Genomic DNA, 23,451 nt, shown 5'->3' on the forward strand with positions numbered 1-23,451 from the left:
AGGAGCCGAGGGGCGCTCTCCGCCCGTTTTCCCCGCCGCCAACGCGGTCGTTCAACCGTTGGGTTGAACGCGGCTTCCACCTTCCGCCGGGCGGCCGCTCCGTACGGGCGACGCGCGGTGCCTCTCGGCGGCAGCAGAATCACTCCTGACCATGGCGCCGTGGCCCGTACGACCTCACCCCCCGCAGAGAGGTGCTTCAGCGTGTCCAGCTTCATCAGCAGACGACGTGTACTCGCCACCGGTACCGCCCTCGGTCTCGGAGCGCTCGGTGCCACCACGGCCACCGCCGCCGCGGCCTCGCCCGCCGCATCCCGGACCGCCACCGGCGCCGAGGAGACCAGGACGCTCGACGAGCTCTACGAGGCCGCGCTGGCGGAGGACGGCAAGCTCGTCATCTACGCCGGCGGGGACTTCCAGGCACAGCAGGAAGCCACCAGGCAGGCCTTCCGCAGCCGCTTCCCCGGTATCGAGCTGACGCTGATCGTCGACTACAGCAAGTTCCACGACGCCCGCGTCGACAATCAGTTCGCGACCGACACCCTCGTCCCCGACGTCGTACAACTGCAGACGCTGCAGGACCGTCAGCGTGCTGCTGGCAGTGGTGTACGCGGGTGGGCCGGCGTTGCTGGACCGGCTTGGTCGGCTGGGGCGAGGTTTCTGGATTCCGTTGCTCCTCGCGCTGTGGATCCTCCTCATCTGGATCGCTCCGGTGCCGCTGACATCGGACTACGTGTGGTGTGCCGTCCCGCTCGCCTGTGCGGCACTGCGTGTGCTCGGCAGCCGCTCCGCGGTGGCGGCGGTGGCCGCGATCACCGTCGTACTCGTTCTGGCGCTGATCCGTTCCCATGGTCCGTTCGGCGGGGAGCTCGTGCTGATCCCCGTGGCGGCCGTCTGGGGAACCGTTGCCATGTACCGCGCCCAGCAGCGGGACGCTGCGGTCCGCCAGCGCCTGGTCGAGGAACTGCGCGACACCCGCGACACTTTGGCGAGGCAGCAACGCCAGGCAGGTGTGCTGGCCGAGCGGACCCGTATCGCCCGCGATCTGCACGACACGCTGGCCCAGGATCTGTCCGGCAGTCTGATGCTGCTGCAGGCCGCCGAGCGTGACTGGGAGAAGCGGCCGGACGTGGCGCGGACCCGCGTCCGTGCCGTGGCCGACGGCCTCGACACCAACCTCGCCGAGACCCGGCGGATCCTCCGGGACCTCACCCCCTCCGACGTCGCCGAGACCGGCCTGGAGGGCGCGCTGCGCCTGCTGTGCGCCCGTTCCGAGGCGGGCGGGACCGCGGCTCATGTGCGGTTCCGGTCGGTGGGAGAGCACCAGCCGGTCCTCGACGAGCACGCGGCCGTGGCCCTGTTCCGTGTCGCACAGAGCTCGCTCGCGAACGTACGCGAGCACGCCCACGCGGTGCACGTACTCGTCACGCTCCGCCATCAGCCGGACCAGGTGGACCTCGAGGTGTCCGACGACGGAGTCGGCTTCGACCCGGCCGGGATCCTCCTGACCGACTCGCGGACGGGCCGCGGTTTCGGTCTCCCCGCCGCCCGGGCACGCCTGCGCGAGTACGGCGGTGACCTTCACGTCAGCAGCGCGCCGGGCGGGGGGACCACGATCCGGGCCACGGTGTCCGTACGGCCCCGCGTCCAGTCGGTGGCGCCCCCGCCCCCGGTGACCGCCGGATGACCGCGGAACCGGTGCGGGTGCTCATCGCGGACGATCATGCTGTCGTACGTGCCGGGCTGCGCGCCCTCCTGGACGGCGAACCGGACCTCGATGTGATCGCCGAGGCCGGCAGCGCTGAGGAAGCTGTCCGGCTGACCGCGCGGTTGATGCCGGACGTCGTGCTGATGGATCTTCGCTTCGGGGGCTCGGGAAGTGGGATGGACGGCGTCGAGGCCATCCGACGGCTCGCCGTCGAGGCGCCGAAGGTGGCGGCGGTGATGCTCACCAGCTATGCCGGACGGGCCGATGTCGTCCGCGCGTTGGAGGCGGGCGCCCGGGGTTACGTGCCCAAGGCCGGGGCGCCCGAGGAGTTGTTCCGGGCGGTCCGCACGGCGGCAACCGGTTCCGTGGGGCTGGCTCCGGAGATCATCGGTGCGCTCGTCGGCCAAGTGGTCGGTCCGGACCATGAGTTGAGCCGGCGCGAGATCGAGGTCGTCCGCCTGATGGCGGAGGGCCGCAGCAACCGTGCCATCGCCGAGGCACTGTTCCTCAGCGAGGCCACGGTCAAGACCCACCTCGTCCGCATCTACCGCAAACTCGAGGTCGCCAACAGACCGGCCGCCGTCTCGGAAGCCGTACGCAGGGGGCTTCTCGAACTCACCTGACGTGCGCAGGGCCCGGCCCACGTGCCGGGGCGTTGTCAGTGGTGGCGGGCAAGATGACGGGCATGACATCACCAGTTGCTGTGATCGTGGATGCCGCCGCCTATGCGCAGGCGGTCGAGGACGCGGTGAAGGCGTCGGCCGGCTACTACACGGGCGGCACCTCGGTGCTGGACGACGACGCCTACGACCGGCTGGTGCGTGGCATCGCGGCGTGGGAGGTCGACCATCCCGATCAGGTGCTGCCGGGCTCGCCGAGCGGGAAGGTCGCCGGTGGCGCCGTGGAGGGGGATGTGCCGCACACGGTGGCGATGCTGAGCCTGGACAACGTGTTCTCCGCGGAGGAGTTCGCCGCCTGGACGGCGTCACTGGCCCGGCGGATCGGCCATGACGTCGGCCAGTTCAGTGTCGAGCCCAAGCTGGACGGACTCGCGATCGTGGCCCGTTACACCCGCGGCCGCCTGACCAGGCTGATCACACGCGGTGACGGGACGGCCGGGGAGGACGTCTCGCACGCGATCGGCACCATCGAGGGCCTGCCGGACGTGCTGGCCGAGCCGGTCACGGTGGAGGTGCGCGGCGAAGTCCTGATGACCACGGCACAGTTCGAGCACGCCACCGAGGTGCGTACCGCGCACGGCGGGCAGCCGTTCGCCAACCCGCGCGGTGCCTCGGCGGGCACCTTGCGCGCCAAGGACCGCGCCTACACCGTGCCGATGACGTTCTTCGGCTACGGTCTGCTGCCGCTGCCCGACACCGAGGAGGCGCTCGCGACACGGCTGGGCGAGTTCGCGCACAGCGAGCTCATGGCGCAGGCGGCCGGATTCGGGGTGAACACCACCGCCACCACCGCCGTGCCCGGCACCATCGCCGACTCGGTCGAGCAGGTGCTGGCCCGGGTCCAGGAGATCGCGGCGCTGCGCGCCGAGCTGCCGTTCGGGATCGACGGAATCGTCATCAAGGCCGATCTCGCGGCCGACCAGCAGGCCGCCGGATCCGGATCACGCGCCCCGCGCTGGGCGATCGCCTACAAACTGCCCGCCGTGGAGAAGATCACCCGGCTCCTTGAGGTGGAGTGGAACGTCGGCCGCACCGGCATCATCGCCCCGCGCGCGGTGCTGGAGCCCGTCGAGATCGACGGTGCCACCATCACCTACGCCACCCTGCACAACCCCGCGGACATCACCCGCCGCGACCTCCACCTGGGCGACCACGTCATGGTCCACCGGGCCGGCGACGTCATCCCTCGCGTAGAAGCCCCCGTCGCCCATCTGCGCACCGGCGAGGAACAGCCCATCGTCTTCCCCGAGGTGTGTCCGCGGTGCGGTTCCGGCATCGACAGCAGTGAACAGCGCTGGCGCTGTGCGAACGGCCGCAACTGCCATCTGGTCGCCTCCCTCTCCTACGCCGTCGGCCGTGACCAGCTCGACATCGAGGGCCTCGGCACGACCCGCGTCGTCCAGCTCGTCGAAGCGGGCCTGGTCGCCGACCTGGCCGACCTGTTCACTCTCACCCGCGAGCAGTTGCTGACCCTGGAGCGGATGGGCGAGACCAGCACCGACAATCTCCTCACCGCGATCGGCACGGCGAGGACGCGGCCGCTGTCGCGGGTGCTGTGCGCGCTGGGTGTCCGTGGGACCGGCCGCTCCATGTCCCGTCGGATCGCCCGGTATTTCGCCACCATGGACAACGTCCGGGCCGCCGACGCCGACACGATGGAGCAGGTCGAGGGCATCGGCACCGAGAAGGCGCCGACCATCGTCGCCGAGCTCACCGAACTCGCCCCGCTCATCGAGAAGCTCGTCGCAGCCGGGGTGAACATGACCGAGCCCGGCGCCACGCCGCCCGTCCCTGTCGCCGCCGACGCGGAGAGCGCCTCCGCCGAGCCGTCGGGCGGACCGCTGGCCGGGATGACGGTCGTCGTCACCGGTGCGATGACCGGCGCGCTGGAGAAGCTCAGCCGCAACCAGATGAACGAGCTGATCGAGCGCGCCGGCGGCCGCTCCTCCTCCAGCGTCTCCAGGAAGACCAGCCTGGTCGTCGCCGGAGACAACGCGGGCTCCAAGCGGGCCAAGGCCGAGACCCTCGGCATCCGACTGGCCGACCCCGACGAATTCGCCGCCCTCGTCGCCGACTTCTTCGACTGATCCCGGGTTGCGAGGGCGCCTCACGCCTTGCGAGCGAGCGCTTCCCCGGGCTTGGGGTCCACCCCGGGCCTGTGGTCCACCGCGGGCTTGGAGTCTGTCCTCGTCACGCCGTGTTGCCGGCGCCCGTGAGCCGGAGCTGGAGATCCACCTCCTGGTCCCCGGAGGCCGATCCGGTCGCCTCGACGGCGAAGCCGGAGGCGAGAGTCTCGCGCAACCGGCCGACGGCCACGGGACCTCCCTGGAGGTCTACGGTGACGGCGCCCGCCAGGATCGTCCCGGACAGCGGAGCGGCTCCGTGCGGTACGAGGAAGGCGCTGGTCCATGTATCGGGGTGCGTGTCGGTGAGCTGCGCCGGTGTGTCGTCGCCGCGATCGGAGGCGAAGCGGGAGCCCAGCGCCCGGAACACGGTATCCGCGTCGGCAGCCGAACAGGCGCCCAGCACCACCTGCACCAGATCGGGTGACGAGGCCTCCGCGGCGGTCGGGTCGCCGGAGGATTTGACTGACGAGGTTTCGTTGTCGCTCATGGTGTCCGGTCTCTCCAGTGTCTTCGTCGGTCACAGTTCACGCAGTGCGGGCAGGAGCTCCTTCTCGGCCCAGGCGATGAAGGGGAGTTGCTGGTCGCCGCCCACTTGGACGAGGGCGATCTCGGTGAATCCGGCTTCCGCATAAGGGCGTACCGCTTCGACGAAGAGGTCGACATCGTCACCGCAGGGGATCGTCTGCGCCACGTCCTGCGGAGTGACGTACTCGGTCGCTCCGGCGAATCCCGAAGGACCTGGGAGCTCGGAGTTCACCGGCCAGCCCCCCACGGACCAGCGGAACTGGTCGTGCGCGCGAGCGACGGCCGCGTCCCGGTCGGTGTCGTAGCAGACGGGGAGCTGGCCCACACGAGGCTTGCCGCTTCCGCCGTGCCGGTTGAAGGAGTCGAGCAGGTCGGGCTTGGGCTCGGTGGCGATGACCAGGTCCCCGAGTCGGCCGGCGAGCGAGCAGGAGAGCTCCCCGGAGACGGCCACGCCGATGGGCGGCAGCTCGTCCGGCAGGTCCCAGAGCCTGGCGTTCGCCACGTCGAAGTGGGCGCCCTGGTGGTTGACGTTGCCCCCGGCGAAGAGTGCCCTGATGATTTCCACCGCCTCTTCGAGCATCTCGATGCGAATCCGCGGAGAGGGCCAGCCCGCACCCACCACATGTTCGTTGAGGTTCTCTCCGGACCCGAGCCCGAGCCGGAATCGCCCCTGGGAGAGCTGCTGCATGGTCGCGGCCTTCTGCGCGATCACGGCCGGGTGATAGCGGACGGTCGGACAGGTCACGTAGGTCATCAGCGGGATCCGCTCGGTGGCCTGCGCCGCCGCGCCGAGCACACTCCACGCGTAGGGAGCGTGGCCCTGGGACGCGAGCCAGGGGAAGTAGTGGTCGGAGATGACGGAGAAGTCGAAGCCTGCCCGTTCCGCGGCTACCAGGTCCTCGACGAGGGCCCGGGGGCCGGTCTGCTCGGTCATCATCGTGTAGCCGATTTGCACCATAGTGAGCGGGTTGCCGATTCCGCCCCTCCCGAAACATCACCGAGCCGGAGCGACTGCTCCTCGACCGGTGCCTGGCCGTCGGCGCACGGCTCCCGCCTGCCACAATGGAGGCAGCACTGTGTTCGGTGGAACTCGCCGCGGACGATGGAGGAGCCCTGTGCCACTGCCCTCAGACCCGTTGCGGAAACTGGGCTTCCTGACCATCGGACTGTTCGACGGAGACAACCCCGCCCAGGGCCACGAATCGACACTGGAAATCATCGAGCTGGGTGAGCGGCTCGGATTCGACAGCGCGTGGGTGCGACACCGCCATCTCCAGTACGGCATCTCCTCCCCGGTCGCCGTACTGGCGGCGGCCTCGCAGCGCACCAGCCACATCGAGCTGGGCACCGCGGTCATCCCCCTGGGATGGGAAAATCCGCTGCGGTTGGCCGAGGACCTGGCGACGGTCGACATCCTGTCCCGGGGCCGCCTCAATCCGGGCCTCAGTGTCGGCCCGCCGATGCACTACGACCAGGTCAAGAGCGCGCTCTACCCCGACACGGCCGACGCGGAGGACTTCAGCTACGACCGGATGGAACGGTTGCTGGACCTCGTGCGCGGGAAACCCGCCACGGACTTCAGCGGCGTCGAGGGATTCGAGGTGTTCTCCGACCGCGTCCAGCCGCACTCCCCCGGCCTGGGACGGCGTATGTGGTATGGCGGCGGAAGCCTGCGGTCGGCCCGGTGGGCCGGCGAACACGGCATGAACTTCCTGACCAGCAGTGTGGTGAAGGCGGAGGAGTCCGAGGACTTCGCCGAGATCCAGCTCTCGCACATCCGGGCCTTCCGTGCCCACCATCCCGACGGTGACCGCGCCCGTGTCTCGCAGGGCCTCGTCGTCATCCCCACCGACAGCGCCACTGCGGAGCAGCGCGCGAGGTACGAGGAGTACGCACGCAGGCGGACGCCACGCACCGCCACGCCACAGGGACCGGCGCGCATGATGTTCGCCCCGGACCTCGTCGGCAGCGGCGCGGAGATCGCCGAACGCCTCTACGCCCACGCGGCGTTCCGGGAGGTCGACGAGGTGGCGTTCGCGCTGCCCTTCACCTTCGACCACGACGATTACGTCCAGATCCTCACCGACATCGCCACCGAGCTCGGCCCGCGACTCGGCCGGCGGGCGGCCGGCTGAACGGATCACCCTGTGGGGGCCACCGGGGGCCGGGCCGGCGCGACACCGTCGAGGACGGTGTCGATGACGTCGCACACGAACCCGTCGCTGAGGGGCGCGTGACCGTGCAGGAGCCGGTGGTAGACCGGGCCGTAGAGCAGGTCGAGTACGACTTCGATCTTGGTGTCCGCGGAGATCTCGCCGCGTTCGATCGCGCGCCCGCAGATCACACGGGCCTGTTCCCGGCGGGGTTCGACGAAACGTGCGTGGTACTCCTCGGCGAACTGTGGATCTGTCTGTACCTGGGTGAGCAGGGCCGCGACCACACGTCCGTACGGACGCCGGTCGGCCAGCCCCACCCAGGGGCGCAGGAGGCTGCGCAGGTCGCCGCGGAGCGATCCGGTGTCACGGGCCGGTGGGACCTCGGCCCATTCGTGGTAGAGCGCGTCCGCCGCGAGGGTCTCCTTGGTGGGCCACCAGCGGTAGATCGTCGCCTTGCTGACGCCCGCCCGAGCGGCGACCGTGTCCATGCTCACGGCGGACAGGCCACGCTCCAGGAGGAGTTCCCCCGCCGCGTCGAGGATGGCTTCGCGGGCCTTCTCGCTGCGCGGTCTGCCGCGCTGTGGGGCCGCCTCCTGCTGGTCAGGCTTCACGCGCGACTCCCGCCGGTTCTCGTTCCGGCACGTCAAGGGGGTTCGGACCGGCATGCCGGTGGGGTCCCGCGGCCGTGTGGTCGAGGACCTCGTAGAGGGAGGCGATGTCGCGGTGTGCGTAGCCCAGTTGTTCGGCCTTGGTCAGCATGACGTCGGTGATGGAGGCCGAGGGAGCCGGGAGGCCCAGGTCGTCGGCGGCGTCCAGGGCGAGCCCGATGTCTTTGTGCATGAGCTCCACATCGAACCAGCCGCGTTCGGGCAGGTCCAGTATGAGCGGGACGCGTGCCTGCACGGTCGGCGATCCGATGGCGCTGTTGGACATCACCTGCGCTGCCAGTGTCCGGTCGATTCCACCGCGTTCGGCCAGCAGGACGCCCTCGCTGAAGGCGAGGATCTGCGCGGCGAGGCTGATGTTGATGGCGAGCTTGAGCAGCAGTGCCTGGCCGTTCGCGCCGACATGCGTGACCGTACGGCCGAGTTGGCGCAGCAGCGGCTCAACCGCGTGGAAGCCCTCGTCCGGCCCGCCGACCATGATGGCGAGGGTGCCGTCGGCGGCGGCGGTGACGCTGCCGGAGACCGGGGCGTCGAGCAGGGTGGCGCCCAGGGCCCGCACACGCTGCGCCAGCTCCCGGCTGGCCTGCGGGCTGACCGTGCTCATGTCGACGTAGACGTCGCCGGGGGCCAGTCCGGCGAGAATCCCGTCCGGGCCGGAGGTGACCGCCTCCAGGGCCGCGTCGTCGCTGACCATGCTGAAGACCACCTCGACCTCCGCGGCGACCTCGCGCGGGGTCGCGCGCCAGGCCATGCCCCGGTCCATCAGCTCAGTGGCCCTGGACTGGGTGCGGTTCGTGCCGTACACCTGGTTGCCGTCCAATAGGCGGCCTGCGATCCGGCTGCCCATGGCGCCCAGACCGACGAATCCGATCGTGGTCATGGTCGTCACCTTCCTTCGGTTTCTTCGATCTCGGTGATGTCCTGTTCGGTGAGTTCCAGGTCCGCCGCGGCGACGACCGGGTCCACCTGGGCGGGGCGACGGAATCCGGTGATTGCGCCGTCCACCGCGCTGTTGTGCAGCGTCCACGCGACCGCGACGGCCCCCGGGGTCACGCCGTGCCGGTCGGCGACCACCTGGAGCCGCGCGACCAGTGCCAGGTGCCGGGACAGCTGCGGCTCGGCGAACCGCGGGTCGCGGGCGCGCCAGTCGTCCGCCGGAAGCTGCTCGATGCGCTCGCGCGTCATCGCGCCGGTCAGCAGGCCGGAGCCCATCGGCGAGTAGACGATGACGCCGATCCCCTCGTGTTCGGTGAAGGGCAGGATCTTGGCCTCGACCTCTCGGTCGACCAGCGAGTACTGCGGCTGGAGGGTCTCCACGGGCGCGATCGCCTGGATGCGGCGCAGCTGCCCGACGTCGAAGTTGGACACGCCGATGTGGCGGACGAGCCCCTGCTCCTTCAGTTCGGCCAGGGCCGACCAGCCCTCCTCGATGTCCTTCTCGGGGATCGGCCAGTGGATCTGATACAGGTCGATCGCGTCGACGCCGAGCCGTGTCAGGCTCGCCTCGGCCTCCCGCAGGACGGAGTCCCGCTTGAGACTGTGGCGGACGCGGCCGGTGCCGTCGTCGAGCAGTGACGCCTTGGTGAACACGTACGGCCGCGCGGTCAGGCCCGCTATCGCCCGGCCGACCACCTCCTCGGAGCGGCCGAAGCCGTAGGCGGCCGCGGTGTCGATCCAGTTCACCCCGAGCTCCAGCGCCCGGTGGATCGCGGCCACCGACTCGTCGTCCTCCTGCGGACCCCAGCCGAACTCCCAGCCGCCTCCGCCGATCGCCCACGCCCCGACACCCACCCGGGTGATCTCCATGCCGGTGGCGCCCAGCTTGCTCGTCCTGAGCTTCGTGGAATACATCGCTCCTCCAGTACGTCGGGGAGACCGGACCCCGCGGGTCCGGAGCACTCTCCCCACATAACAAAACTAAACTGCCAGTTTTGAAACGACAAGAGAGAGTCGGACATTTCGTGCGAAAACCCAAAGAGGGTCGTTGGCGGCATCCGTCGGCGGCCGGAACCGTACGCGCCGTTCCGTCGTCCCCGTCCCGGGAGGCCGGTGATCGTCGCCGTCCCGCCGGGCGCGAATCGAGGGTGGAGGCGGATGACAGGCACGGTGGCGGGCACCCTGCGCGCCGACGATCCGCGGCGGACACACGGGAGGCGCGGGCGGACGTGGGGGCTGCTGGGCTGCGGGCTCGTGCTCAGCGCTCCCGCCGGGCTGCTTCTCGTACGGCTGACGGGACTTGATGCGGGAACGCCGCTCGCGGTGCCCATGGTGCTCTTCCCGTACTCGGCCGTGCTCAGCGTGCTGGTGCTGGGCGTCATGGTCGCCGTTCCCGCTCTGCGCTCACGGTGCGCGGTGGCGGTCGTCGCGGCTCTGGTGACCGTCCAGGCGGGGTTGCTGGTGCCGCGGTTCGTCCCCGAGAGCCGCCATGTTCCGGCGGGCGCGGCGGTGTTGCGGGTCGCCACCCTCAACACCGATGTCGGCGGCGCCGATCCGCGCGCGGTGGTGGAGCTGGTCCGCACCGAGCGGATCGACGTGCTGGCCCTGGAGCAGTTGCCGCCCGCCGGGGTGGCCGCGCTGGACAGAGCGGGTCTGGGCGCGCTGATGCCGCACCGCGAACTCCACCCCGAGTACGACTCCTCGATCTACTCACGGCGCTCGCTGTCCCACGGTGGTACGACGGACTCCGACACCGCCTGGCCCCAGACCACCGCCGAGATCACCGTCGCCGGACGCACCGTGAAGTTCGTGGCCGTGCACACGTACTACCCGCTGGGCGACGCGGACCGCTGGACGCGGGACATGACCGCCCTCGCCTCCCTGGCCCGGCGCAGCGGCCCCGACACCGTGTTCCTCGGCGACTTCAACGCCTCCCTGGACCACGCCCCGATGCGGGGGCTGCTGGCGTCCGGGCTCACCGACACCCATGCCGAACTCGGCCACGGATGGCCCCGCACCTGGCCGGTGGGCCTTCCGGTCGTGCCGCCACTGGTCCAGCTGGACCACGTCCTGCACGGCTCCGGTCTGGTGGGGGTCTCCGTGGGCGAGCGCACGCTGCCGGGTACGGACCATCGGGCCGTCGTGGCGGTACTTGCACTGCTTCCCGCCTAGATCCCCCAACGGACGGCGGGGCTTCGGGCCGGGTGTGTGCGAGGCCGCCACACCGCCGCGGGCCCCGTGGTAGCTTCCGTATACAAGGTGTATGCGATCTCTGGGGGTAGTGGTGGCGTCCGGTCGGGAGAAGGCGTACGCGTACCTCAAGGACACGGTGCTGACGGATCCGGCGATGCAGGGAGAGTTTCTCTCGGAGCAGGAGATCGCCGACCGGATCGGGGTGTCACGCACCCCCATCCGGGAGGCTCTGCTGCTGCTCGCTGCCGAGGATCTCGTACAGCTGGTGCCCAAGCGGGGTGCGCGTGTGGCGCCGCTGTCGGGCCGGGAGATCTCCGAGCTGATGGAGCTGCGCGGGATCGTCGAACGGTATGCGGCACAGCAGGTCATCGGCGCGGAGCGGGCTCCGCTGCAGGAGCTGGGCGAACTCCTCCAGCGGCAGCGGGAGTTGAACGGTCCCGACCAGGCCAAGGAGTTCATCGCCGTCGACCATCTCTTCCACTCCACCCTCGTGGCCGCCGTGGGCAACGCACTGCTCGAACGGCACTACGACGGGCTGCGCAGCCGTCAGGTCAGGGCCGGGGTGGTGGCGCTCTACAACCAGCACGGCCGCCAGGAGGCGGTGCTCCATGAGCACCAGGACATCCTCACCGCGCTCGCGGCCGGTGACGCGACGGCCGCGTGCGCCGCGATCGACAGCCATCTGCAGTCGACACTGAAGGTGCTGCTCGCCGGTTAGACAGCGGCGAGCGAGTCACTCCTGCGGTTAGGTGAGACGAGCACGGTGACACGCCTACGGGTAGGTGAAGACGAGCATCGTGACGCCCTCGGCCGTCGTCCAGGGGCCGTGGGGCATTCCCGGTGGGCGGCAGGCGTACGACCCCTGCGGGAACGTCTCGTCAAGGGTGAGGTCGTGCAGATCACCCTGGAGGATCCAGACCTCTTCCCAGAAGTCGTGCCGGGTCACGCCATCGGCGGACGTGTCGGTGCCCGGCGCCCACCGGACGAGCGCGGTGCGGTGCGCACCGGTCGGATCCTCGGCGAGGACGCGCTCCTCGATCCCCTCGGCGGCACCGGCCGGCACTGTCCAGGGCCCCGCGGGCAGGTGGAACTCAAGCTCCGGTTTGTTCATGAGGCCGGCCCCAGACGACGGTTGGCCAGCACTGACGTCTTCTTGCGGACCGACGTGACCTCGTCGACATCCAGGTCGGTGATCAGCAGGCCCGGCTCCGCCTCCAGGCCGGCGCGTACGGTCCCGTCGGGGCCGACCACCATGCTGTGCCCGATGCCTGTGGGCGCCGAGGGCTGCGGGCCCACTCCCCCGGCTGCCGGGCCGGCCTGGTCCACGGCCGCGACCCAGAGGGTGGCGTCCAGCGCGCGGGCACGGACCAGCAGCTCCCACTGCTCGCGCTTGCCCGGCCCGGCACCCCAGGACGCGGCCAGCAGCGTCGCTACGGCGCCCGCGTCGGCGTGCGCCCGGAACAGTTCGGGGAAGCGCACGTCGTAGCACGTGGCCAGCCCCATGCGTACGCCGTCGATGTCGATCGTGACGATCCGCGAGCCCGCGGCGACCGTGTCCGACTCGGTGTAGCCGAAGGCGTCGTACAGATGGATCTTGTCGTACGCCGCCTCGACGCCCGGGCCGGTGGCCAGCAGGGTGTTGGCCACCCGGCCGTGCGGAGCCGGGGTGAACATGCCCGCCACCACCACGGTGCCGGCCGCCGCGGCGATGGCGCGGACCGCGTCCGCCCAGGGGCCGTCGAGCGGTTGTGCGATCGGCGCCAGGGGCGTACCGAAGCAGGCCATCGACGCTTCAGGGAACACGACGACGCGCGCTCCGGCGGCCGCGGCACGATGGGTGTCGTCCTCGATGAGTGCGAGGTTCTTGTCGGGTTCGGGTCCGCTGGTGAACTGGCTCAGGGCGATACGCACGGGCGGCCTTTCTGCGTCGGGACGGATGCGGGCGGGGATCGGCGCGGGATCAGGAAACCTCGGCGGCGGGCTCGGGGGCGGGTGCGGCGCGTGCCAACTCCTCGTCCGTGGCGTCGTCCGCGTCCCGGCCGAGGGACAGGCCGGCGATGGTGACGGCCGCGGCGACGGCGATGTACAGCGCCAGCGGAACCCAGCTGTCGTACGAGCTCAGCAGGGCGGTGAACAGCAGTGGTGCGACCGCGCCGCCGATGAGGCCGGCGAGCGTGTAGGCCAGTGAGGAGCCCGTGTAGCGCAGCCGCGGTGAGAACTGCTCGGCGATGAAGGCCGCCTGCGGTCCGTACATGACGGAGTGGATGGCCAGACCCACGACGACGCCGATCGCGAGCAGGGGCCAGCTGCCGCCGTCGGCCATCAGGAAGAACACGAACGGCCACACACCCGCTGCCACGGCTGCGCAGCCGTACAGCAGTCGCCGGTTGACCCGGTCGGACAGCGCTCCGGCGAGCGGGATGAGGAAGAGCTGGAGCGAGGAGCCGATGAGTACGGCGGCCAGTGCGGAGCCGCGCGACATGCCCAGTTCGCCGGTGGCGTAGGTGAGGACGAAGACGGTGAACATCGCGTAGAGCACGTCGGGGCCCACCCGGCACAGGATGGCCGCGCACAAGGCGCGGGGCTGGGTGGTGAACACCTCGCGGACCGGCGCCTCGGGCCGACTCTGTTCGGCCTGCATCGCCTTGAACACCGGGGTCTCCTCCAGCTTGGCCCGGATCCACAGGCCGAAACCGACCAGGACACCGGACAGCAGGAACGCCACGCGCCAGCCCCAGGACAGGAACTGATCCTCCGTCAGCAGTGCGCCGAGGGCGGCCAGGACGCCGTTCGCCAGGAGGTTGCCCGCGGGCGGTCCGATCTGTGCGGCGGAGGCGTAGAAGCCGCGGCGGCGGGGGTCGCCGAACTCGCTGGACAGCAGGACCGCGCCACCCCACTCGCCGCCCACGCCGACACCCTGGGCGAAGCGCAGCACGACCAGGGCGATGGGTGCGGCGATACCGACGGTGCCGTAGGCGGGCAACAGGCCGATGAGGAAGGTGGCCGCGCCGATGAGGATCAGCGTGGCGATGAGTACCTTCTTGCGGCCGATGACATCGCCGAGCCGGCCGAAGACGAAACCGCCGAGGGGACGGGAGAGATAGCCGACGGCGTAGGTGGAGAACGCCAGGAGGGTGCCGGTGAGGGGGTCCTCGGAGGGGAAGAAGAGGTCGCCGAAGACCAGGGCCGCGGCGGCCGAGTAGACCGCGAAGTCGTACCACTCCAGGGAGGTGCCGGTGAGGCTGGCGAAGAAGGCTCGGCGGATGCCGGAGCGGGCCGGCGGCGGCGCTTCCATGGCCTGCTGGGTGTGCTGCATGCTGCCTGTTCCTTGCGTCGGGGGACGTCGACCTTTCGGCATACTTCTTGTATACAGGTCGTATGCGCAACCCCTGCGCCGGAAGTTAACCGCTTCGAAACCGACATTTTCAGGAGTTCCCGTGGCCGTGCTGACCTTCGAACTGCCCGACGGTTCCACCCGTGACGTCGATGTCCGGCAGGTGCTCAACGCCGGATACGCCGGGCGCCGCCAGCAGGACGTCGCCGCACACGTCGCCGAGCTGGCCGAGCTCGGCGTGCCCGCGCCGTCCGTGACCCCGGCGCTCTATCCCGTCTCCCCGTACCTCGCCCAGCAGACCGACACGGTCGCCGCCCAGCACGCCCGGACCTCCGGCGAGGCCGAGTGGGCCCTGATCGTCGCCGCGGACGGAGAACTGCTGCTCAGTGCCGCCTGCGACCACACCGACCGGGATCTCGAAGTGCACGGGGTCGCCTGGAGCAAGAACGCGGGCCCGGACGTGCTCGCCCGCCGCGCCTGGAAGCTGGCCGACGTCGAGGCGCGCCTCGACGAGCTCACCCTGCGGGCCTGGGTCACCCACGACGGCAAGGAGTCCGAGATCCAGAACGGCACGCTCGCCGAGCTGCTCACTCCGGGCTACTGGGCCGAAGTGCTGCGCTCCCGGGGCGACTTGATCCCCGGCACCGTCCTCATCTCCGGGACCATCCCGATGACCGAGGACGTGGACCAGTTCGCCGAGACCTGGCGCGTGGAACTGGGCGACCCGGCGACCGGGGACACGATCGAGCTGGCCTACGACGTGATTCCGATGCCCGAACCGATTGGCTGAGGACGCCGGAGCCCCGTAGCGGCGGCCAGGGCTCCGCTACGGGCCGGACCTGCCGAGGTCGAGGCGTCCGATGTGGGCCACGTTCTCCAGGTCGTCGGCGTCGCCGCCGGCCCGGGCGGCGAACCAGGCGTCGAGGATCTCTTTGAGCAGCGGCTCGGAGGTCAGCCGCAGGCTCAGCGCCAGCACATTGGCGTCGTTCCAGCGGCGTGCGCCGTCCGCCGTGTACGCATCCGTGCACAGGGCCGCGCGTACCCCCGGCACCTTGTTCGCGGCGATCGAGGCGCCGGTGCCGGTCCAGCAGCAGACGATCGCCTGGTCCGCGGTCCCGACGGCGACCTCACGGGCAGCCGCCTCCGAGCAGAACGCCCACTGGGCGCTGTCACCGGGCTTGAGCGCCCCGTGCGTCAGCACCTCGTGGCCGCGACCGCGCAACTCCGTGACGAGGTGCCGGGCCACTGGTTCGTCCATGTCCGAGGAAACGGAGATCCGCATGCCTCGAAGACTACGCAGCCGATGAGGCGGATGTCTTCGGACCTCTGCCGCAGACGCTCCTCGGCGTGATCAACTGGCAGCACGGCGACGACGGCCCACTGCCGCCGCAGGTTCGCCCAGCACACCTCGCGGGTGTACGGAGAGGAGAAGACGTGAGTGAGAACCGGCGCCCGGACGGATCGTCAAGGCTCAACACCTCGGTGGCGCACAACGCCCGGGTCTGGAACTACTGGATCGGTGGCAAGGACAACTACGAGGTCGACCAGCAGGTGGGCGACCAGGTCGCCGCCATGTTCCCAATCATCCGGGACGTCGCCCGCGCCGACCGCGAGTTCCTCGGGCGTTCGGTCACGTACCTGGCCGCCGACCACGGAGTACGGCAGTTCCTGGACATCGGCACGGGACTGCCGACGATGGACAACACCCATCAGATCGCCCAGCGCATCGCGCCCGAGTCGCGGATCGTGTACGTCGACAACGACCCCATCGTGCTCGTCCACGCCCGTTCCCTGCTCACCGGCACCCCGGAGGGCATCACCGACTACGTCGACGCCGACGTCCACCGACCGGACGCCATCGTCCAGGGCGCCGCAGCGTCCCTCGACCTCGACCGGCCCGTCGCGGTCATGATGCTCGGCATCCTGAACTTCGTCCTCGACACCGGCCAGGCCCAGGACATCGTGCGCCGCGTCATGGCCGCGGTCCCCTCCGGCAGCTACCTCGCCCTGACCCACCCCACCACCGACGCCGACCTCGGCGGCGAGGGCAACGTCGAGGCCATGGACTTCTGGAACAAGAACGCCACCCCGCCGATCACCGCCCGCAGCCGCGCGGAGGTCACCGCCTTCTTCGACGGCCTGGACCTGATCACGCCGGGAATCGTCTCCTGCTCGCAATGGCACGCCAAGGCCGAATCGCCCCCCGCGCTCCCGCAGTTCGGTGCCGTTGCCCGGAAACCCTGACCGCGCAGAGCCGAGCTGCCCTCCTCGGCTGCGGCACTCACTGAGCGCTGCTCAGGGTCCTGGTCTTCGGGGCCGGGTTCGGCACGTCGGTCTCGCCGGACGGCAAACAGGAGGTTGTCGCCAACTCCGGCTTGGCTTCGGGCGACTTGATGGAGACGTGGCAGGCCTCGCAGCAGAACGCCCGCCAGAGCCCGGACTACCGGAAGATTCGCCTGACAGAGGCCACTTTCCGCGGCTGGCCTGCGGCCGTCCGGGAGCACACCTTCACAAGTACGGGGCTGCACTGGACGTCCAGCTCGGCGGGGAGTACCCGGTGGGCTGCGTCCGGCCGCTGTGAGAGAGACGCGCCGCAGGAATATCCCTTCGGGGGAAATTGTCAATGAACCAATCAGCCGAACCGTATTGAGATCGTTTATCCTTCTGTAGGCTCCCCCCTGCCATGACTCGGACCACCGCTTCCAGGCACGGTCCGTCATCACTCACACGCCGGGGACCCCAGTGGCACTCCACGCACGAACCTCACCACCCGAGAGCCGTCCGCCAGGTCAAGAGACGGCTCCCAAGCGCCGGATGTCGCTGCGGGCGATCCTGTTCGCACTCGCCTTGGTGCCCTGCCTCGTCCTGGTCGCCCTGGCAGCGACGGATTCGGCCCAGCAGTACGGGGAGTGGCGTGAGGTCCACGACCGGCAGGGGTCGACAGAGCGCTTCACTGAGCCGCTTCTCGGCGTCATCTCTGCTGCGCAGACGGAGCGGCGGCTGACCTCGATGGCCTTGTCGGACCCCCCGGCGGACCGGTCCGAACTGACGCGTCAGCGTGGGCTCACCGACACAGCCGTCCGACGCCTCGACGCGCTGTCCGGTTCCGTACCGGAGGATCTCGACGAAACGTTCCGGAAGCTCGACCAGGCCATGCGGCGACTGCCCGACCAGCGCGACGCCCTGGACCAGGGATCCGCCGACCCGGATCAGACCTTCGACGACTACACCGAGATCATCACCTGGGACCTGGAGATGTTCGAGGGCTTCAGCAACGTGGGCTTCGGCGAACAGGCCGAGCTCAGCCGGCCGACGTTCAACGCCGCGTGGGGCCTGGAGATGATCGCACGCGAGGACGCGATCATCGCCTCCGGGGTGGCGAGCGGCCGGCTCACCGGTGAGCAGCGCCTCCAGCTCGCCGGCGCGATCGGCGCCCAGCAGCACATCTACGACGACAAGATCGTGGCGCAGCTGCCCGCGCCGTTGGCCAAGTCCTTTGAGAGCGTGCTCTCCAGTGCAGACTGGAAGGAGAAGGCCCGGATCGAGGCGGGCCTCCTCAGCACCAAGAAGGAGGACGAGGCCGGCCGGACCCCCGTGGCCGACTCGATCGGCGAGCAGTGGCAGCAGGTCCGCACCGACATCACGCCCGAGCTGGAGAAGGCCGGCGACGCGGTCGCCTCCGACCTCGACGCCGTCACCAACGGCGAACTCGGCGGCCTGGTGCAAACCTTGATCATCACAGCCGCCGCGAGCGCGGCGGCCGTGCTGCTGTTGCTCCTGTTCACCTTGCGGCTGACCGGAATCCTGCGCCTGCGGATCTTCGCGCTCCGCTCGGAGGCCCTGGAACTGCAGACCCGGCTGCCCGACATGGTGGAGCGGCTGCGCCGGGGCGAGAAGGTCGACACCGACGCCGAACTGCCCGAGATCCGCCACGCCGACGACGAACTCGGCCAGCTCGGCCAAGCCCTCAACCAGGCCCGCAGTTCGTCCCTGGAGACCGCCGTACGAGAGGTCGAGCTGTACCGCGGCTTCGAGCGCCTGCTGCAACGTATCGCCAGGCGGACCCAGTTGCTCATCGGCATGCAGCTCAGGCGGCTCGGTGAAATGCAGCGCCAGCACGAGGACCCCGCGGTCCTCGAAGGTCTCTTCGACCTCGACCACCTGGCGGCCCGGCTGCGCCGCTACGAGGAGAACCTGGTCATCCTCGGCAACGGACAGCCGCAGCGCCGCTGGCGCAGGCCCGTACTGCTGCTGGACGTCCTGCGTTCCGCGCAGAGCGAGGTGCAGGACTACCGCCGCATCCGGATCGACATCGACGTCGAGGCCTGGCTGTCCGAGCGCGCCGTCGGTCCCGTGGCACACCTGCTGGCGGAGCTGATGGAGAACGCGGTGTCCTTCTCCAAGCCGCCGACGCCGGTCGAGGTGACCGTGTCCCAGGTGAGCCGCGGCGTCGCGATCGAGATCGAGGACCGCGGCGTGGGCATGGAGTCCGAGCAGTACGACGCGGCCAACGCACTGATGGCCGAGCCGCCCCGGATGGACGTCATGTCCCGCGCCGACGACGCCCGGCTGGGCCTGTACGTCGTGGCCCGGCTCTCCGCCAACCTGGGTCTCAAGGTGGAGCTGCGGCCCTCGTCGTTCGGGGGCACGCGGGTGGTCGTCCTGGTGCCCGGGGAGCTGATCACCGACGGGGGACCGCTGTCGGAGGAAATCTCGACCGACGCCTTCCATACCTACCCCGACCAGCTCGCGCTGCACAGCACGCCCGCCCAGGCGGACACCCACCCCGATCTACGGCCGCGGCTCCGGCCCGGCGACCGGGAGGAGTTCACCCGTCCGCTCGTCGGTCCCTGGATCGAGCCGCAGGTCCGACCCGCTCCCGCTCCCGCTTCCTCTCCCGCTCCGGCTCCGGCTCCGGCTCCGGCTCCGGCTCCGGCTCCGAGGCAGGCCAACGACCCACTGCCCCGGCGGGTACGGCAGGCCAGCCTCGCCAGCGAACTCCGGCAGCCTCCCCCCGCGCACCCCGAGGCGCCGTACACGGACACGGCCGAAGCCCAGCCTCTGCCCCGTCGGAACGGGGCACGCCCCGGCGCCACTGTCGGCGCCTTCCAACGCCAGTCCCGGGCCGCCCGGCTCAGACACACCCCCGAACACCAACGCGACGATCCCGCACCGGGACCCGAACGGACCCGGAAGGAAGACGGACGATGACTCTGCGAAGCACTGCCACCAACTCTGACCTCGACTGGCTGCTCGATCGTCTGGTCGACCAGGTCCCGGGCACCCGGAACGCCGTGGTGCTGTCCGACGACGGTCTGGTCGTCAGTCAGTCCAGCAGCATCGCCCGAGTCGACGCCGAACGCCTGGCCGCCATCGCCACCGGGCAGCAGAGCCTGGCGCGCGGAGTCGGCGAGGTGTTCGGCGGTGGTGCGGTCCGCCAGCTGATCATCGAACTCAACGAACTGTGGCTGTTCATCAGCTCCGCCGGCCGGGGCACCCACCTGGCGGTCGTCGCGGACCAGGAGGTGGACGCGGAGCTGATGGCCGTAGCCATGGACACCCTCGTACAGCAAGTGGGACAGCATCTGGGCACCGAAGTACGGGTCGTCCAGGGGCTTGCGCAGGACTGGGGATCCTCCCGCTCCGGCGTGGCAGGAACGGGGGGAGGACATGAGTGAAACACTGGGCCGACGCGGCGGCGGACGACGATGACTCCGAGGAAAGCCTGGTCAGGGCATACACGATCACCCAGGGGCGTACCGTCTCGGTGCGGGGCGACCTCACCCTCATCACGGTGATCGCCACTGTCTCCGGCCTCGGCGACCAGCAGGGCGACCGCAGCCTGCAACCCGAACACCGGTTGATTCTGAAGCAGTGCCGCACGCCCGTGGCGCTCGCCGAGGTCTCCGCCATGCTCCGGCAGCCCATTGCGGTCACGAAGATCCTCGTCGACGACCTGCTCGGCATCGGACGAGTGGCGATCCGGCCACCGCTCACGGTGGTGGCCGGCGAGGAACCGGACTTGATTCTTCTTCAGGCGGTGAAGGATGCCCTACTCAGACTCTGACGAACAGCAGACCGGGGTACCGGTGTCCGAGGCGGGGACGGCCACGGCACCCGCCGCGATGAAGATCCTCATCGCCGGCGGGTTCGGCGTCGGCAAGACCACCATGGTCGGCTCCGTGAGCGAGATCCCGCCCCTGAACACGGAGGAGCAGCTGACCGTCGCGGGCCTCGGAGTGGACGACCTCGACGGAGTGGAGGACAAGACCACCACAACCGTAGCGCTGGACTTCGGCCGGATCACGGTGAGTTCCGAGCTCGTCCTGTACCTCTTCGGCACCCCCGGTCAGGAACGCTTCTGGTTCATGTGGAACGACCTGGTGCACGGTGCCCTCGGTGCCGTCGTCCTCGCGGACACCCGGCGACTCGAGAGCAGTTTCGCGTCGATCGACTTCTTCGAGAGCCGCCGCGTGCCCTTCGTGGTCGGCGTCAACTGCTTCCACGGACTGCAGGACCGCACCGTGTCCGAGGTCAAGGACGCACTCGACCTCGACCCGGCCGTCCCCGTGGTCATGGGCGACCTGCGCGAACGAGGGGCGAGCCGGGATCTGCTGCTCGCCCTGGTCAACCGGCTGATGGGCGGTCGCGTGCCGCTCCCGATCCGCCATTGACACAGCGGTGCGGTCCGGGACAGCAGCCCTGGACCGCACGGTTGCCGCACTGACGTGGCCTCACGGGCGTCGAGCTTCACGTCGTGGCGGGCCGGCGGCTCCGCCTTCGACGTGTCCTGCTGGACGGTGGCCGGGGCGACGCGCGACCACTTCAGGATCTTCGCCGTACACCGCGCCCTTGACCCGGACGCAGCGGCGGCCCGCGTGGACGGTGACCGGGCCGGCCCGGCGGACGTACCTCACGACCGGCAGGCCGTGCCCTCTGGTGCCCGCTTGGGCGTACCCCGCCCAGACATGAGGAAGCGGTTTTCGCCCTCTCCCTGGCACAGCCCCGAGCCTGTCGCTCCTTCGACGAAATCGAAGCGCCTCGGCCTGAGGCACCGAAATCCACGGGCGTTTCGATCAGCATCCGGGCAGGATGCCCCTGTGCACCCAGTCCTGTGCGGGCTCGCCGCCAACCCCGCTCTGCCCGCTGAGCTGATCGACCGGTTGATCGCCGTCGCGGACGCCGAAGTCGACTGGGAGCTGGCCTTTCGCCCGGACCTCAGCCACGCGCAAGTGGTCGCGCTGGCCTCGCGGGCCGATGACACCGCTGTACAACTGGCGTACGAGGGGCGGTTGACCACCTCTGACGTCGATCCGGTGACACAGCCGCGGGCCGCGCTCGCGCTGCTCGACGAGGATGCTGGTCGGCCGGAGTGGGCGCGGCTCTTCGCGGTGGATCCCGATGTCGAGCACCGGGAGAAGCTGGCCGCGTGCCCCGGCCTTCCGCCCGATGTGGTGGAGACGCTCGCCGCCGATCCGGATGTCCGGGTGGTCGCCGAACTCGCGCTGTGGACAACCCCGGACATGGCCGCTCGTCTCGCGAACCATTCGCATGCCGAGGTCCGCAGGGCCCTGGCCGCGAATGAAACGACGCCACCGGCGGTGCTGGCGATGCTGGTCACCGGCGAGGGGCTGTCTCCGGCGGAGCGGTGTCTGGTCTGCGACCGTGAACCTACGCCCTTCGTGCACGATCAGGGATGCCCGCGGCCCGACTGCGATCTGCTGCCCGGTGCCTCCTGTGACGGCTCCCACGAGTCCACTGTGCACGACATGCAGTTGGCGGCACTGCGGAACCCGGCCACGCCTGCCCGAGCTGTCGTCGGCTTCGCCGACCATCCCTCGATGCTGCTGCGCGAGCAACTCGCAGCCCGGTCCGACCTGCCGCCAGAGGTAGGGGAACGGCTCGTCGATGACCCCGACGCGGGTGTCCGGGGGGAACTCGCCGAAAACCCCTCGATCGGCGACGCCCAGATCCGCGCGCTGGCCACCGACCACGGCTACGACGTACGGCGCAGACTCGCGCACCATCCACGTGAACCGCTCGATGTACTGGACCAGTTGGCCGCCGAGATCAGAATCGGCTCACATCCGCTGCCGAGGATCGCCGCCGCCTCTCCGGCCGAGGTGGAGGAAATGGCCAGGTCGAAGAACCCGGCGCTGCGGATGCTCCTCGCCGAACGGCGCGACCTGCCGAACACGATCCGCGATGCGCTGGCCCTCGACCCCGACGCCAAGGTGGTCAAGTCCATCGCACGGCATCCGGGTCTCTCCGAGGCCCAACTGCGGGCCATGGTCGACCGGCACCGAATCCGGGTCATCGCCAAGGTGGCCGCCAATCCCGACGCGTCGGCAGCGCTGCTGGAGGACCTGGCCGGGCACGAACCGCCGGGGCACAAGGTCTTCCGCGAGATCGCCCGGCACCCCAACGCGACGGCCCCGGCGCTGCTCGCCTGCCTGGCGAGCCGGGATGCCCGGTCCCTGGCAGCCGGCCATCCCGCCCTGCCTCCGCACGTCATAGTCGAACTGCTCTCGCACGACGATCGGCAGGTGGCGAAAGCCGCAGCAGCCAATCCGTCGCTGCCACCGGTCGTCATGGGGGCATGGGTGCTCGCTCGATGAGCGACAGAGGTCCGGCAGAGCCGGCCGCCCCAACCACCCGGACGGTCACGAAACTCTGTGGAACCCGTCGTGGGGGCGTGCGTACCCTCGCAGCATGGCCCATGCGAAGACCTCGTACGTCTGCCTGCCCTGCCGGGCCTCGTACAAGCAGCCCTACGACACGGAGCGGCAGCGGATCTGTCCACGCTGCGCGCAGCCGTTGATTCATGTGGGGTCGGCCTTCGCCCCGCCTCGGCGACGGAACGCTGCGGCGTGGCGGACGCTCACCGTTCTGCTGAACGCGGGCGTGCGCTTCCACAAGAGTTGCTGCGGCGGTCCCGGCTTCCGGCCCCGCACGCTGCGCGCGGTGCGCGAGCGGATGACCTACGCGCAGCGTTCCGGAGAGCCCGCAGCCAGGGCGCTCGTGCGGCCGGACGTGCCCAGCGGGATATGACGGCCCGGCACGGTCGACAGCGGCGCCGGCGCAACCTGCGGATACCTGTGGGAAGTGGATCACCGCCGAGAGCCGGCTGG

The 23,451-nt window shown here is 70.2% G+C and carries 23 protein-coding genes and 1 pseudogene; 15 read left to right on the forward strand and 9 right to left on the reverse strand.

Translation table 11 applies throughout. From position 1 onward, the window contains the following. Positions 1-201 precede the first annotated feature (201 nt). The 4 genes and pseudogenes from ACFWP7_RS24480 to ligA all read left to right on the forward strand — a co-directional run. A pseudogene (locus tag ACFWP7_RS24480) lies at positions 202-588 on the forward strand (ABC transporter substrate-binding protein); the annotation flags it as partial. A 1-nt stretch (position 589) separates the two neighbouring features. After that, positions 590-1,684: a sensor histidine kinase gene (locus tag ACFWP7_RS24485; protein ID WP_384384765.1), complete on the forward strand. Its 1,095-nt coding sequence runs from the start codon at positions 590-592 to the stop codon at positions 1,682-1,684. Then, complete coding sequence (locus ACFWP7_RS24490; RefSeq protein ID WP_384384625.1) at positions 1,681-2,328, forward strand: response regulator; 648 nt, start codon at positions 1,681-1,683, stop codon at positions 2,326-2,328. Before ACFWP7_RS24485 ends, ACFWP7_RS24490 begins: the two co-directional genes overlap by 4 nt. A 62-nt stretch (positions 2,329-2,390) precedes the next feature. Further along, entirely contained in the window at positions 2,391-4,472 is a 2,082-nt protein-coding gene (gene ligA / locus ACFWP7_RS24495; RefSeq protein ID WP_384384627.1) for an NAD-dependent DNA ligase LigA, read from the forward strand. Positions 4,473-4,575: 103 nt separating this feature from the next. Here ligA and ACFWP7_RS24500 read toward each other — a convergent pair whose 3' ends face one another. Both ACFWP7_RS24500 and ACFWP7_RS24505 read right to left on the reverse strand, forming a co-directional pair. Further along, positions 4,576-4,998 carry a hypothetical protein gene (locus tag ACFWP7_RS24500; RefSeq protein WP_384384630.1) on the reverse strand — a complete coding sequence of 141 codons (423 nt, stop codon included), beginning with the start codon at positions 4,996-4,998 and terminating at the stop codon, positions 4,576-4,578. Positions 4,999-5,028: 30 nt separating this feature from the next. Next, entirely contained in the window at positions 5,029-5,994 is a 966-nt protein-coding gene (locus ACFWP7_RS24505) for an LLM class F420-dependent oxidoreductase (RefSeq protein WP_384384633.1), read from the reverse strand. A gap of 157 nt (positions 5,995-6,151) precedes the next feature. Here ACFWP7_RS24505 and ACFWP7_RS24510 point away from each other — a divergent pair, with 157 nt between their 5' ends. Beyond that, positions 6,152-7,171 carry an LLM class flavin-dependent oxidoreductase gene (locus tag ACFWP7_RS24510; RefSeq protein WP_384384636.1) on the forward strand — a complete coding sequence of 340 codons (1,020 nt, stop codon included), beginning with the start codon at positions 6,152-6,154 and terminating at the stop codon, positions 7,169-7,171. Between the two features lie 5 nt (positions 7,172-7,176). Here the strand turns inward: ACFWP7_RS24510 and ACFWP7_RS24515 are convergent, their stop codons facing one another. From ACFWP7_RS24515 to ACFWP7_RS24525, 3 genes are read right to left on the reverse strand one after another with little or no spacing between them, the layout of a single operon-like run. After that, positions 7,177-7,803, reverse strand: coding sequence for a TetR/AcrR family transcriptional regulator (locus ACFWP7_RS24515; protein ID WP_384384639.1), 627 nt, complete (start codon positions 7,801-7,803; stop codon positions 7,177-7,179). Continuing rightward, positions 7,793-8,737: an NAD(P)-dependent oxidoreductase gene (locus ACFWP7_RS24520; protein WP_384384642.1), complete on the reverse strand. Its 945-nt coding sequence runs from the start codon at positions 8,735-8,737 to the stop codon at positions 7,793-7,795. The genes ACFWP7_RS24515 and ACFWP7_RS24520 overlap by 11 nt, the downstream gene beginning before the upstream one ends. A gap of 5 nt (positions 8,738-8,742) precedes the next feature. Further along, on the reverse strand, positions 8,743-9,708 hold the full coding sequence (locus tag ACFWP7_RS24525) for an aldo/keto reductase (protein ID WP_384384645.1): 966 nt from the start codon (positions 9,706-9,708) through the stop codon (positions 8,743-8,745). A 243-nt stretch (positions 9,709-9,951) separates the two neighbouring features. Between ACFWP7_RS24525 and ACFWP7_RS24530 the strand changes: the two genes are divergently transcribed. Further along, entirely contained in the window at positions 9,952-10,965 is a 1,014-nt protein-coding gene (locus ACFWP7_RS24530) for an endonuclease/exonuclease/phosphatase family protein (RefSeq protein ID WP_384384648.1), read from the forward strand. A gap of 91 nt (positions 10,966-11,056) precedes the next feature. Next, positions 11,057-11,704 carry a GntR family transcriptional regulator gene (locus ACFWP7_RS24535; protein WP_384384651.1) on the forward strand — a complete coding sequence of 216 codons (648 nt, stop codon included), beginning with the start codon at positions 11,057-11,059 and terminating at the stop codon, positions 11,702-11,704. Between the two features lie 54 nt (positions 11,705-11,758). Here ACFWP7_RS24535 and ACFWP7_RS24540 read toward each other — a convergent pair whose 3' ends face one another. The 3 genes from ACFWP7_RS24540 to ACFWP7_RS24550 are packed head-to-tail and all read right to left on the reverse strand — an operon-like array spanning position 11,759 to position 14,302. Next, positions 11,759-12,097 (reverse strand): cupin domain-containing protein, encoded by a 339-nt coding sequence (locus ACFWP7_RS24540; protein WP_384384654.1) that lies wholly within the window; start codon positions 12,095-12,097, stop codon positions 11,759-11,761. Continuing rightward, the gene (locus ACFWP7_RS24545) at positions 12,094-12,897 is read right to left on the reverse strand and encodes a carbon-nitrogen hydrolase family protein (protein WP_384384657.1); all 804 of its coding nucleotides are present in this window, start codon (positions 12,895-12,897) and stop codon (positions 12,094-12,096) included. Before ACFWP7_RS24545 ends, ACFWP7_RS24540 begins: the two co-directional genes overlap by 4 nt. Positions 12,898-12,946: 49 nt before the next feature. Continuing rightward, entirely contained in the window at positions 12,947-14,302 is a 1,356-nt protein-coding gene (locus ACFWP7_RS24550; protein ID WP_384384660.1) for an MFS transporter, read from the reverse strand. A gap of 121 nt (positions 14,303-14,423) precedes the next feature. Between ACFWP7_RS24550 and ACFWP7_RS24555 the strand changes: the two genes are divergently transcribed. Beyond that, a complete protein-coding gene (locus ACFWP7_RS24555; RefSeq protein WP_384384663.1) occupies positions 14,424-15,110 on the forward strand; it encodes a DUF2848 domain-containing protein in 687 nt (228 codons plus the stop codon). A 36-nt stretch (positions 15,111-15,146) separates the two neighbouring features. Here ACFWP7_RS24555 and ACFWP7_RS24560 read toward each other — a convergent pair whose 3' ends face one another. After that, positions 15,147-15,602 (reverse strand): RpiB/LacA/LacB family sugar-phosphate isomerase, encoded by a 456-nt coding sequence (locus ACFWP7_RS24560; RefSeq protein WP_384384666.1) that lies wholly within the window; start codon positions 15,600-15,602, stop codon positions 15,147-15,149. Between the two features lie 152 nt (positions 15,603-15,754). On the opposite strand from ACFWP7_RS24560, the gene ACFWP7_RS24565 reads away from it, so the two are divergent. The 7 genes from ACFWP7_RS24565 to ACFWP7_RS24595 all read left to right on the forward strand — a co-directional run bounded on the left by ACFWP7_RS24565 (position 15,755) and on the right by ACFWP7_RS24595 (position 23,371). Further along, positions 15,755-16,564, forward strand: a complete 810-nt coding sequence (locus ACFWP7_RS24565) for an SAM-dependent methyltransferase (protein ID WP_384384669.1) — start codon at positions 15,755-15,757, stop codon at positions 16,562-16,564. Positions 16,565-17,134: 570 nt separating this feature from the next. Next, positions 17,135-19,531, forward strand: coding sequence for a nitrate- and nitrite sensing domain-containing protein (locus ACFWP7_RS24570; RefSeq protein ID WP_384384672.1), 2,397 nt, complete (start codon positions 17,135-17,137; stop codon positions 19,529-19,531). Next, positions 19,528-19,998, forward strand: coding sequence for a roadblock/LC7 domain-containing protein (locus ACFWP7_RS24575; protein ID WP_384384675.1), 471 nt, complete (start codon positions 19,528-19,530; stop codon positions 19,996-19,998). Before ACFWP7_RS24570 ends, ACFWP7_RS24575 begins: the two co-directional genes overlap by 4 nt. Beyond that, the gene (locus ACFWP7_RS24580; protein WP_384384677.1) at positions 19,995-20,387 is read left to right on the forward strand and encodes a DUF742 domain-containing protein; all 393 of its coding nucleotides are present in this window, start codon (positions 19,995-19,997) and stop codon (positions 20,385-20,387) included. The genes ACFWP7_RS24575 and ACFWP7_RS24580 overlap by 4 nt, the downstream gene beginning before the upstream one ends. Before the next feature lie 58 nt (positions 20,388-20,445). Then, positions 20,446-20,994, forward strand: coding sequence for an ATP/GTP-binding protein (locus ACFWP7_RS24585; RefSeq protein ID WP_384384768.1), 549 nt, complete (start codon positions 20,446-20,448; stop codon positions 20,992-20,994). Positions 20,995-21,420: 426 nt separating this feature from the next. After that, positions 21,421-22,938, forward strand: a complete 1,518-nt coding sequence (locus ACFWP7_RS24590; protein ID WP_384384680.1) for a hypothetical protein — start codon at positions 21,421-21,423, stop codon at positions 22,936-22,938. A 94-nt stretch (positions 22,939-23,032) separates the two neighbouring features. Then, positions 23,033-23,371 (forward strand): deoxyxylulose-5-phosphate synthase, encoded by a 339-nt coding sequence (locus tag ACFWP7_RS24595; protein WP_384384683.1) that lies wholly within the window; start codon positions 23,033-23,035, stop codon positions 23,369-23,371. Positions 23,372-23,451: the final 80 nt, after the last annotated feature.

Origin of the sequence: Streptomyces sp. NPDC058470 (assembly GCF_042721055.1) — a bacterium.
Taxonomy (GTDB): domain Bacteria; phylum Actinomycetota; class Actinomycetes; order Streptomycetales; family Streptomycetaceae; genus Streptomyces.